8 protein-coding genes are annotated in these 12,155 nt (G+C 46.3%); 4 read left to right on the forward strand and 4 right to left on the reverse strand.

The window, feature by feature from the left end:
• Positions 1-74: 74 nt before the first annotated feature.
• The 3 genes from HJG54_RS31980 to HJG54_RS31990 all read right to left on the reverse strand — a co-directional run bounded on the left by HJG54_RS31980 (position 75) and on the right by HJG54_RS31990 (position 3,909).
• Complete coding sequence (locus HJG54_RS31980; protein WP_316435827.1) at positions 75-1,277, reverse strand: serine/threonine-protein kinase; 1,203 nt, start codon at positions 1,275-1,277, stop codon at positions 75-77.
• A 324-nt stretch (positions 1,278-1,601) separates the two neighbouring features.
• Complete coding sequence (locus tag HJG54_RS31985; protein ID WP_316435829.1) at positions 1,602-2,186, reverse strand: DUF2808 domain-containing protein; 585 nt, start codon at positions 2,184-2,186, stop codon at positions 1,602-1,604.
• A gap of 334 nt (positions 2,187-2,520) precedes the next feature.
• A complete protein-coding gene (locus tag HJG54_RS31990) occupies positions 2,521-3,909 on the reverse strand; it encodes a CHRD domain-containing protein (protein ID WP_316435831.1) in 1,389 nt (462 codons plus the stop codon).
• Between the two features lie 1,268 nt (positions 3,910-5,177).
• On the opposite strand from HJG54_RS31990, the gene hetR reads away from it, so the two are divergent.
• The 3 genes from hetR to HJG54_RS32005 all read left to right on the forward strand — a co-directional run bounded on the left by hetR (position 5,178) and on the right by HJG54_RS32005 (position 8,748).
• Positions 5,178-6,233 carry a heterocyst differentiation control protein gene (hetR, locus tag HJG54_RS31995; RefSeq protein ID WP_316435833.1) on the forward strand — a complete coding sequence of 352 codons (1,056 nt, stop codon included), beginning with the start codon at positions 5,178-5,180 and terminating at the stop codon, positions 6,231-6,233.
• 747 nt (positions 6,234-6,980) lie between these two features.
• Positions 6,981-7,220 (forward strand): hypothetical protein, encoded by a 240-nt coding sequence (locus HJG54_RS32000; protein ID WP_316435835.1) that lies wholly within the window; start codon positions 6,981-6,983, stop codon positions 7,218-7,220.
• Positions 7,221-8,055: 835 nt separating this feature from the next.
• Positions 8,056-8,748 (forward strand): 7-cyano-7-deazaguanine synthase, encoded by a 693-nt coding sequence (locus tag HJG54_RS32005; RefSeq protein WP_316435836.1) that lies wholly within the window; start codon positions 8,056-8,058, stop codon positions 8,746-8,748.
• Between the two features lie 119 nt (positions 8,749-8,867).
• Here the strand turns inward: HJG54_RS32005 and HJG54_RS32010 are convergent, their stop codons facing one another.
• Positions 8,868-10,727 carry a glycoside hydrolase family 15 protein gene (locus tag HJG54_RS32010; protein ID WP_316435837.1) on the reverse strand — a complete coding sequence of 620 codons (1,860 nt, stop codon included), beginning with the start codon at positions 10,725-10,727 and terminating at the stop codon, positions 8,868-8,870.
• A 470-nt stretch (positions 10,728-11,197) separates the two neighbouring features.
• On the opposite strand from HJG54_RS32010, the gene HJG54_RS32015 reads away from it, so the two are divergent.
• Positions 11,198-11,926, forward strand: a complete 729-nt coding sequence (locus HJG54_RS32015; RefSeq protein WP_316435838.1) for a calcium-binding protein — start codon at positions 11,198-11,200, stop codon at positions 11,924-11,926.
• The last annotated feature ends 229 nt before the right edge of the window (positions 11,927-12,155 follow it).

Raw genomic sequence — 12,155 nt, forward strand, 5'->3', positions numbered from 1 at the left:
GTACATATGTACATCACTTTTAGCCGGAACTATATAGATATGAGTTATAAAAACTTTGCCACTGCAACCCTCTTTTATGGCCCTGTGATCGGCTCAGATGCCGTTTTCTCCACCAGTCGAGTCAATTCTATCCAGAGCTGATCATCATAAGCAGGTTGTGCTTCAACTATTGCTTGATTGCTGGATGGAATTTGCGCTTGATCAACCCTTTCTGTTGCTGATAAATCAGACAGTGACTGTAGTAATGCCTTGAGCTGCGAATTAGCAAGCCCGATTTGCAGCAGCAGTTCCGTATGCTCCCTTTGGGAGAGACAATAGCCTCCACCGATTGCGGTAGCTGATAGCAAGACTAGTGCAGGCTTCCAGATTTTCTGCCAAATATTTTTCGGCATTGCCTTTTGTGGTTTAGCATGCGTCTCGCTTGATCGCAATGAATATTTTTCTATCCAGGGCAACGACTCCAATGCGGCTGCTACCTCCGATGCTCTTTGATAACGTAATCGGTAATCCCTCCGCACCATCTGATTGAGGATTGCAACTAGTCCTGGATCGATTGACCGATGCCTCAGGTAAATTTGCCAGTCCAACTCCCCAGTGGCTGGATCAGTTTGGAACTGCTGCGGACGAACTCCAGTCAAGAGCTGGATGACTGAGACACCGAGGGCGTAAAGATCGCTATTGAACTGCGAATACCCAATTTGCTGTTCCTCAGGCATATATCCAGGTGTGCCAATTGCAATTATTTGAGTGACTTGAGGATCGCAACTCTCGTATATCTCAGCTAGATCACAGGCCGCTCCAAAATCGATTAAAGTAATGGCACCATCTTCCTGGCGAATTAGATTGCTGGGTTTGATATCCTGATGAATCACATCATGTCCGTGGATGTGGTCTAGAATTGGTAATGCCTTTCTCAACAGATCAATGGCTGCGTCTGGTGATAAACAGTGACCTTGGGTAAACCAACTGTCTAGATTTTCACCCCTAATGTATTCTTCCACTTGGTAAACTTGGTCTTGCTCATGGCAGTAAGCAAACAGGGTGGGAATCTGTGAATACTGTCGTCCTAGGCGATTCAATACCCGCGCTTCGGTTTCAAACAATTGCCGTGCTTTTTCAGGTGAAATGGTGCTACCTGCTGACATGCTCAGACGTTTAACGACGCATGTGGGTTGGTCTAACAGATATTTGTCAACTGCCAGATAGGTTTCGCTAAATCCACCTGCGCCTAGTTGCTTAAGAATCAGGTATCGTCCAGTTAATAATTGCCCAATCATGGTTAACCCCCTGGAGATTTGAGTGCAAGGTCGTGTGGGTGCAGCTTCTTCAGAGGAAGTAGCACCAGCACAACACTAAAGTTCGACGTTGCTGAATTGATCAATGCCAAAGTTCTACATTGAGAACGTTGAGAGCATTCAGTCGGATTTGAAGTTAGTAACTATTAGGGCTTGATTGTTTGAGGAACACGTTGTGTCAATTATGTTTGCGGAGTGGAATCACACGCTTGCCGAACAGAATTTGTTGTTCACCTAATGCAGTGCCACTTACCGTATTTTCATAGCACCCATTCACTATTGATCCATCCATCTATCTATTTAGTTCTAATCTGCTTCCTGTGGTGCTAGAAACTGGCAGAAGTTGTTGTTCGAGTTGATTTTCAAGGTTGTTTCGCCTAGAAATTGGGCAACCGGCTTGTCTGTGTCTAGATAAGCAGTAACGGCAAAGTCATAACGTTCCTCAGTGGACGGGCTAAGTTCTGGTTGGAGGCCGAGTGTAACGGTTGTTCCCGGAGCCAAGGAGGGATCAAATTCGACCCAGAGGGTGAGTGCCTCATCTAGCAAAGCATTGACACCAACTGGATGAACTGTCTCGTTTGGCGTACCCACGAAGGCGGTAGTTTTGGTTAGATCAAACGGTAGTGGAATTCGGTCTGCTTCTGGAAATTGCTGGGTGAACGATAGGCTTGCTAGGTGTTCATCAGCGTCGGAGGGAAATGGAACTGTTAGATAACAAGTTTTTTCTGCTTCCGTCAACGGCTGTTTTCCAGCAGAGCCGCTAGAAATAACAGTGCCGTCTATTCTCAACCAATCATTCTGTGACTGGATTAGATTTGAAATGGTGTTCGGGGTTGAAGCAAGTAAAACACCCATACCTGCTATGGTTAATCCTAGGCTGACCCATTGCATCGCTATACTCCTAGGTAATGTAGAGATTGAACTGTAGAAAAATCTATTCCGATCTTAGCAGTTGCAGTTAATTAGAACCTAAATTTTATATTTAGTTCTAATTTTTTGCTTGAAGATGACCTACACACTAATTCTCTAAGAACTAACCGCACATCAAATCTCGTCAAATTTTGCAACAACTCAGTTCCAATAAGTTCCAGAATGACGAATGATGACTCGAATTGCGAATTGACAGGAGGGGGCGAGTTGCCTTTGTGGGGTTTCACCCCCTCGATGCCTCTTTAATCGTCTTCAGCTAGCAATGATCCGTGTGGATCAGCCTCGCTGAGTCTGGCTATATAAACCGTACTGTTTTGAACTCGATACGATTCTCGCCAACCGGATGTTTGGTGGAATGTAAATTGCCATACAGGTTCTTCGCCAGTAGGGCTGCCTGGAGTTCGGGACTCAACTCAAATTCTGCCGAAACTTGTCCAGATTGAGCATCAGCGGTTTGGACGGTAAAATAGCGCTCTACCGTTGCATCCGCAAAATTCTCTCGACTGAAATGGAGGTGGAACCCGCTGATTGGGTTGCCTTCAGCATCATTGGGAACTTGCAAAAATCCTTCAATCAGGGCTTTGGGATCGGCTCCGTTGGGAATGACCGCATCTGGAGCGACATCCTGAACGCCATCACTAAACAGGGGTAAGCCTTCAAAATCCTTGTAGGTGCCGCTAACGCGCAGGACGCCTCCTTTCAGGTCAAGATTCATTTCGCTGGTGCCAGGGCTGTTGTTGGGGAAGGGAAACTCTCCAGGCCCCGATCCAGTAGCTGGATCGAATCTAAAGGAGTCATCACCTAGATAAAGGAAATCGTCTCCCTTGCCGCCAATCATCTTATCCCGCCCGCGGGTGCCCGTTAGCTGTTGGCCGGAGTCATTTGCCTTCAGCTGATTGAAGAAGTTTTTCTTCGCCAACCCATCCAGTGCTTCGGGTTTGATCCGCATAAAGTTCTTTTCGTTTAGCGTCTCAGCCTTCACAAAGGTGAGGGCAGCCAAGATGTGGCCGTTGTTTTTGTCAATGATCAGCGTGTTGTTTTCGCTGTCGAGGGGCTGATCGACGCCACCCTTACCGGGATTTTTCCCCTGAGCAATCATCAGATCGCTGATTTTGAGATCGCCAGATACAGCCAGTCGGTCTTTGGCCGGATCAAAATCGAAGATGCGATTTGTGGTTTCCTTACCCAGAACAATAATATCTTTCCCAGGACCGGTGGTGATGGTGTTGTTTCCCCCACCTCGACCTAAGATGATGTCGTTGCCAACTCCGCTAATCACTGTATTTTTGCCGGCTCCCGGATCGAGAAAATCGCCCCGCTTACCCATCATTCCGGCCAGCGATCGCTGTGGAACTTTTTTGGATTTGAGCGACCGTGCTCCTTCAACTGCATCCAGGGAAATATGCAGCGATTGCTCAGTAGACTCAGGTTTGGCATGGTTGTGTAAATCGGCAGAGCCAGAGCCAGAGCTAGAAGTCGATTGACGAACGTTGGTGTTTGTTTGCTCAGCATTAGATTTTGCTGAGCCGAAGCCGTATCCCAATGAGCTATCCAGGTCAGGCCCTTGCAGCAACGTATCCTTCGATTGGTGCATGATGTCACCTAGGTAGGGATTTTTACCAGAGAGGCTGCTGGCATCGACTGCACTGAGGTCTCCGTTTTCTCCGTGATGAAATAGTGCCATGATAGATTCCTTAAAGTGTAGTGAAGAGCGAAAAGCGTACTATCGTTAGCCATTCAGTTAGATAATGGCTGCTTACGCAAATGAATCAATTGCAGGTGAATATGGATGAAGTCTATAAGACTGAAAAGCAGAGGGTGAATGTAGGCTGCTCATCAAAGAGTCAGCGTCAGTAACGTTGAGAATCAAACAGTCTCACGTCACATCTATAAAACTCTTGAAGCGGTTGAATGATTTGAATCTTTGCGAAAACGAACGATAGTCGCCTTCCTTTTCCCTAGAGTATAGCAACTTAATTTGGCTGGCAACAACTGCAATACTCATAATTTGTTGCTTGAGGAACGTAAAATCGTTGTTTCGCTCGTTTATTTTTGCTTTTCTGCTATGTCTCTAAAAAGCAAAAGAAAGCAGCGATAGTCTAGCTAACTCGTTATTTGACCCGTTGAACTGCACAAATTTGGCTGATAGGTTTTCTATTTAATAAATTTTTTATGAAGTAGAGAACCCTGAGAATTGTTGACTATCTTTTGAGTCAGAAGTGTGGCTGAAGTTGAAGATTTAACTGTAATTCACACCATCGAGTAGCTAATCTCATCGGTTCTATGTGATCGTAGTCAATGACATTAACTAATAGCTCTGTATTTACGGTGGCATAGCTGCCTTTCTTTCCACTACGCTAACTCAACTGGCGGGTTAGCAGAATCTAGAGCTAATCCTGTAATATTAAATAAAACAAAAATATTGTTGCTGTTGATGTATCTGTTTCTATAGTTGTTTTGACTTTATCCGGTGGGTCGCATCGCCATTTCATTAGTCAATACGCTAGGAATAAATCTAATTCACCGCTTCAGTATTAGCCTAGTTGCTGAAATAGGGGGTTGCAGCCCCCTTCTTTGAGTGTTGATAACTCACTTATTTTTTTATAAGCGTTCTATGCACTATCTCATTTTGAACGAGAGAAGTTGCAGTTGATAAGTGACTGAAATTTATGCTGAAAAACCAGAGCGTTGCCAATTTGGAGGCTGAACTGTACCGGATAAACCGGGACGTTTACGATAGAGTGGCAAAACTTTTAACTTCAGCAAATGCCCTGCTTTGAGATGCTTCGCAGGGTGCTATATAGCTCTGTTAGCGGTAGGACAAGCATTAGACTCATTTCTTCAACCATCGACGTTGATAGGGGCTGATCACTTCGATTGCTTAGCTCGTACCCAACCCAATTGATCTGGTGAATTAGTAAATTTGCTGTTACTGAATTTAGGAATGAACTAATGGTTGAAAAACTCAAAGATCTATTCAAAGCTCGACAAAATCATTCTGCTGTTCAGCGATCTCAAGAGTCGTTTGATCAGGAGGGTGATGCCGGTAATTCTACTTCAAGGTCTCAAGACTCTACAGTAGGTTGTCCTTCGGTTTCCTCAACCATTAAACATGCATTAATTAAGCATTTTGGTCCCAGTGCGCTGGATCAGATCATGCTGCATCTTGCCTTCAGTGCCATGCACACCAGCGGACACCGGCATGGGGCCTTCCTAGATGCCGCCGCCACCGCTGCTAAATGTGCAATCTACACCACCTACATTGAAGAAGGGCAGAATCTGCGCTTGACCGGCCAACTGCATCACATCGAACCGAAGCGGGTGAAGGTGATTGTGGAAGAGGTGGAGCGTGCCCTCAGCGAAGGCAAGCTGTTGAAGATGTTGGGGTCACACGAGCCACGCTACCTGATTCAGTTTCCTTATCTATGGCTGGAACTGCATCCTTGGCAGCCGGGTCAGTCTCGTGTTTCTGGTAACAATTTAACTTCAGCAGATAAACGACAGCTGGAAGAAAAGCTCTCGGACAATTTGCCGCCGGCCCAATTGATCAACGGTATCCAGTTTATGGATTTGCTAGAGCTACTGCACAGCCGCTCTCAGGAGGATTTGCCGTCTGACCATCAAGTGCCTCTGAGTGAAGCCATGGCTGACCACATCAAGCGCCGCTTGATTCATTCTGGAACCGTAACTCGAATTGATTCCTCCTGGGGAGTGCCCTATTTTGCCCTAATGCGCACTTTCTATGCCCCTCTAGATGATCAGGAACGAGCTTACACTGCTGTAGAAGATACGGCGCAGTATTTTAGCCTGATGAGAAGCTGGGCTAGCCGGCAGCCACAAGTCATTCGTATTTTGGAGGAATTGAACATTCCAACCGAGCAGATTGATCAGGCCCTAGAAGAGCTAGATCAGCTGATCAGCACTTGGGCAAATCGCTATCATCGCCCTAACGGAAAGCCGGTTGTCTTGCAATCGGTAGCTGGGGTACGACCTGATGTTATTGTTTAGCGGTCAAAGTTTAGTAGTCAAAGTTTAGTAGTCAAAGTTTAGCGGTTGAGAGTCGCTTGGTAGATGGGCTGGAACTACCCCTTACGAGTGGGTTGTCTAATATCATGACTTCAATCAATGGGTAAATTCAGGGCAGCTATCTTGCCTGCTAACGAGTGACTGCCACTGTGCAATCTGGCTAATTATTCAAGCGCGCTACTTCGGTGTTGGTCGCAGGTGAAGAATCTGGTTGATCAATTTCTAGCTTAAATAGCTACTCTGACTTTGTCGGCTCGAAAAAGTGTGGAAAAGTCAGATAAAGTCGGATATTAGAGTGATTTAATCCCAGCTGTGAAGATAGTAGGAAACCCTCAGATGGCACAATCTCAAAATTCACTTTTTAATAGTTCTAAAATAGGGGGCTGGAACCCCCTTCTTGAACTCCTGTCAATTCAATTATGGTTTTAGTAGGTGCTCAACATACTTGTTAAATTAGCAAATGTAGCATCACTTGTATGAGCTTAGTTCAGGAAACTTCTGCTCATGCTTCGATAATAGTTATGTAGATCAAATGTTGTGTGCGTATTTCTTGGTTTGTTGCAGTAAAGGTCAATTAGTTTGAATTACTGCATGTATGAAACTAACTCACTTTTGTAGATTATGAATGCAGTAGAGACAGGATTTGCCCTGCCAAAGATGGATAAGTTTGCTCATTTTTCTCATTCGTAAGGCTGTCTGATTTGTTCGACCTAGTTGGTCTACAAGAGGATGTTTACTGCCCTCACAGTTGAATTTCAGTTAATTGAAAAACAAAGGAGCTATCTTCAGATGTTGGCAAAAAAGATTTCTTGGAGTTTTACTATGACTTCTGCTGCTTTTCGTTGTCGTGAAGCATTAGCGCTGAGCACTAAGCTCCTCCAAAATCTGGCTTGTTTGGTTGCCTTTGGCGGTGATGAAGATGATAGAGGCAGCGGTAGAATCACAGCAGCTACAGGTGTGCTTGGTTAGAAAGGACAGACCTTCCGAAGGGATTTGCTCAGCTCACTGTTCTGGATGCCGTTCTGGGTGCCGTTCTGAATGCCCGTAGAGCTATAGTCCCCTTTTCTCAAGCTGTATGGCTATTACTGGGGGATTTTGAGAAACTGCAATGCATCAGTACTCCGGTTTCAAGGGCAACGTGAATCGCTAGAGATGAGGCTGTCTTGATTGTAAATCTGATGGTCTAGAAAGATGAGATTTTCGGCGTTGCTGAATCAAAGTATGAAGGTGAAATTTGATGTCTTGCATCGTCCCAGAATTGGGGGGCTAGGGGAGCAATTCATACCCTAATTCAGCAACGCCAGATTTTCAAGGTACAACCTGAGAGTGTACAACCTGAGAATGCATAACGTAAGTATGTTATGTAATCAGACCTTACCTTTTGCCTGAAGAGTCTGAACTGCAAAATTGAACATTATCCAACATTATCGAACATCTCTGTAGGAGTAGTTTATCTATGCCGAAATCAAGAACTAACCTAAATTTGCAGAATACTGGCTCAATAGATTCTGAATCATCAACTTCTGAATCATCTCTTTTAGCAGCTGCCTGTTCTATCTACTGTGCCTATCACAATTCCTGTCCAGATCGGACACAGTATCCCTGTGGTGTTGCAGTTGATCGGCTGAGCTTGCGAGGTAAGTTGATTTTTGCAGCCAAGCCAATTCTACTGCCCAAAGAAGCATTTGTCCCCTTCAGCCAAATCGAACGGGCAATAGGACAACAGCTGCTTTTGGGCTAACTAAGATGAACTGAGACGAACTGGGATCAACTAACCGCAACAGCAGAATTAATTGGAGGTCGTATGAAACCAGAAAAAGTGATCGTTCTGCTTTCTGGAGGGCTAAATAGTGCTGTTACTACAGCGCTTGCCCTGAAACAAAACTATGAAGTGATTGCACTTTCGATCTACTACGGTCAGGGCCATGCTCGCGAACTGCGTGCGGCTCAGCTTCTAGTGGATCATTATGCAATTGAGCAATACTTTATTAGTTCAGTTGACATGCACCTGTGGACTGGCTCAACCTTAGCTCACTCTAACCATGCACCATCCATTTCTGCAATTGCTATGGACCAGCAGGCTTCGCCGCTCTATGTTCCTAATCGTAATATGATCTTTCTGTCGATTGCCCTGTCTCTAGCAGAAGCGAAAGGTGCTAAGCGGATCTACATCGGTCTGGATCAACGCGGTAACGCAGTACATGATTGTTACTATACGGCCCGCAGAGCTTTAGATAAAATGCTGGAATTATCAACCGGTTCGTGGTTTACGCAAGACTTCACGCCGTTGGTAGAGACTCCTCTGCTCAACCACAGCAAATTAGACATCGTCAAGCTGGCCGTTAACCTGGACGTGCCCATCGATCTAACTTGGTCCTGCTCACAGTGCCTCTCGACTCCCTGCGGTATTTGCTCGTCTTGCCGGAGCCGTAATGAAGCACTGAATGCCTTGGGTTTGTCCCATTTGGCAACACCGATGGCTAGATCCTATGTGTGAGAAGTCAGGAGTCAGGCTTCGTTCGTGGAACGCGCTCCGCGAGCGACGGTAAGCTCAGCCGAACCGGAGTCAGGAGGCAGGAGAAAAAACAGTTGGCATTTTGGATCAGTAAGAACTGATCAGTAAGAACTGCTTCCCAAAGCTCGGTCAAGGCTCCAGGCGGCACTGATTAGGGCTAAGTGGGTGAATGCCTGCGGGAAGTTGCCCAGGGCTTCACCACTCGGTCCCATTTCTTCGGCATAGAGTCCCAAATCGTTAGCGTATCCCAGCATTTCCTCGAAAATTAGCCGAGCTTGGTCTAAGCGAGCACGATCGACTCGGCCTGCCCGCGCCAGGGCTTCTACCAGCCAGAAGGTACACATGTTGAAGGTGCCTTCATGGCCTTTCAAGCCATCAGGTGATTGTTCGGTGTTGTATCGGTAGACCAAACTGTTGGAGACTAGGCCACCTTTTCGGGGTGAGCGATTAATTGCATCGAGGGTGGCCAACATGCGTGGATCGGTAGGCGACATAAAAAAGACCAGCGACATAATCAAGCTGCTGGCATCTAGGGATTCGGTGTCGTAGTGCTGCACAAACGCTTGCCGAGTTTCGCTCCAGCCTTTTTCCATAATCTCTTCGTAGATGCGGTTCCGCACCGTTAACCAGCGATTGCGATCTGCCGGAAAGGAACGTTTGTCGGCTAAGCGAATCGCCCGATCCAGGGCCACCCAGCACATCAGCTTGGAGTAGACAAAGTGTTCCTGCCCGCCCCGCACTTCCCAGACGCCCTCGTCTTGACGCTGCCAGTTATCACACACCCAATTGATCAACTTTTGCAGATGGGTCCACAACTCGTAGGAAATGGGTTGGCCGTACTTGTTGTAGAGATAAACCGAGTCCATCAATTCTCCGTAGATATCGAGCTGCAATTGGTTGTAGGCTCCGTTGCCAATCCGCACTGGTGATGAGCCTTGATAGCCTTCTAGATGGTCGAGAATTTCTTCGGTGAGTTGGTGGCGTCCGTCAATGCCGTACATAATTTGCAGAGAACCATCGGGATTTGGCTCGCGGCAGCGGCTCTCTAACCAAGTCATGAACTGAGCTGCTTCTTCGGTAAAGCCAATTCGCAGCAGGCCATAGACCGTAAAGGAGGCATCACGAATCCAGGTATAGCGATAGTCCCAGTTGCGTTCGCCGCCGATCAGTTCCGGTAAGCTACAGGTGGGAGCCGCCACAATTGCTCCGGTTGGCTCATAGGTCAGCAGTTTGAGCACCAGGGCTGACCGCTCGACAATCTCACGCCAACGGCCTTTGTAGGTACACTGAGACAGCCAGCGCTGCCAGTAGTCTACGGTCCGCTTGAATAGGGCTTTGGCCTGGGTTGGGGCAATCGGTAAACCACAGCCCGCTCCCGACTCGATGCCTTGCAGTACAAACACGGCCATTTCTTCTTCTTGCAGGCTGAACTTGGCGACTACGCCATTCTCATGCTCGTACAGGGGCACATCGGTGGCTAAGCCCAAACTGAGGTTTTCAGAATAAAAGCAAACGCCCTTGGGCGTGATCGAAAGTTTATGGGGATTGCGGCCATAGTTAAACGCCGGAAAGCATTCGACCTGGAAATCCATCGTGCCCCGCAGGACGCGCACTTGCCGGATCAGCGAACGATAGCCAATTTCGTCTTCGGTCAAACCCACCGGCATGAAGTCCACAATTTCTCCCACCCCATCCGCTGTGAGAAAGCGCGTGATCAGGATGTTGGTTCCAGGCCAGTAGAGCTGTTTGTGGGTGAGCCGTTGCTGATTGCGAGCTTCGTCACCATTGACTGGAGCAATTTTGAAGCGTCCGCCCTTGTTTTCATCTAGAATCGCCGCAAATAAACTAGGTGAGTCGTGGGTGGGAAAGCAGAACCAATCAATAGAGCCGTTCAGCCCAATCAGAGCTGTGGTGTGCATATTGCCGATAATGCCATAGTGTTCGATCGGTTGGTAGGGCATGATGAGTCTTTTTTAGCAGCGAACCAGTTTCCTTACTAGTTGGAGGGTAACATAAGTACGAACTTGATAGCTCAGTCTATGGTTGCGCTGCGGCAACAGTAGTGATTGACAGTAGTGATTGAAGGATTGCTAATTAACTCTTCTGTAATAATTTATACTAGAAAACTTTGAGACCAAAACTGCTCTGTTCAGCTAGAATCATCACCCTAGAAAAGGAACCGCAGTTTCAGTTACTACTGAATTTGTGTCTTTCTCTGTTACTCAAGACTCACAGATTCGATGCAATGAATTGAATTGTGGAAAGAATATTCATTGCAGCCTGAATTGAGTCCTTCAAAGCTACAAAATTATCACAAAAAATTAGCTTCGTCCTGAGTTGTGAGATATCACTCACAATTGCCTTCACAGGCTAAAAGAGCTGATAGAACAAGGGCTATAAGTCACATACTTCCAAATCAGGAGAGGAAATTATGGTTTATATTCCTGGCACATCTAATAATGACTACCTTGTAGGAACTAGCGATTCGGATTTGATTAATGCATTCACCGGTGATGATTTGGTTCGGGCCGGAGCTGGTAATGATATTGTTTATGGTGAAGATGGTAAAGACACGCTCTATGGTGATAGCGGTGATGATTCTTTGAGTGGGGGAAATGATAATGACAATCTGATTGGTGGAGATGGTAACGATATATTGGGTGGTGATTTTGGTAACGATAATTTGAATGGTGGCAATGGTGATGACATATTGGTTGGTGGAGATGGCAATGATGCGCTACTGGGTTGGACTGGCAGTGATCGATTGGGGGGTGGTAATGGAGATGACCTTTTGATAGCAGGAACAACTGGAACCCGTACAGCGGAGGTAGACTTTTTATCTGGGGGTTCTGGTAACGACAGGTTCTATTTAGGAATGCCAACTAACAAAACGGTACCAGCAGGTGTGTTTTACCGCAATAGCAATGGTGCGCTTGGAACTGACAGCTATGCTTTGATTCAAGCCTTTGAGATGGGAGCGGACAAAATTGCGCTCTATGGACCAACACAAGGGGTACGCAGTCAGTACCGGTTTAAGTTGATTGAGGCCTTTGGTGCTGTTAGCACTAAAGATTTAGAAGTTCTCTATGGCACCGATCGCATTGCTGTGCTTCAAGATGTCACTAGTCTAAGTAGCCGAAATATTACCTGGTTCAGCTAAGGTTCTGAAATCGGTAAGAGGGGGAACGTTTGGGCATCAGCAAGTTCAGACTTGTGAACATCGATTGCCTGAATGTTTCCCTCTTCTCAATCAGAAATCGTGATTGATAACCTCGATGACTTCATAAAGTTTGTGTAAAGTTACACGAGAATTTTATGTATATATCCTGAGTGATTGCACCGAATGCTTGCTAAGGGGACCCTGACTTCTGATATCTTGAACAGAAATA

Source organism: Leptolyngbya sp. NK1-12, assembly GCF_032598965.1.
In the GTDB taxonomy this organism is placed as follows: Bacteria; Cyanobacteriota; Cyanobacteriia; order Elainellales; family Elainellaceae; genus Elainella.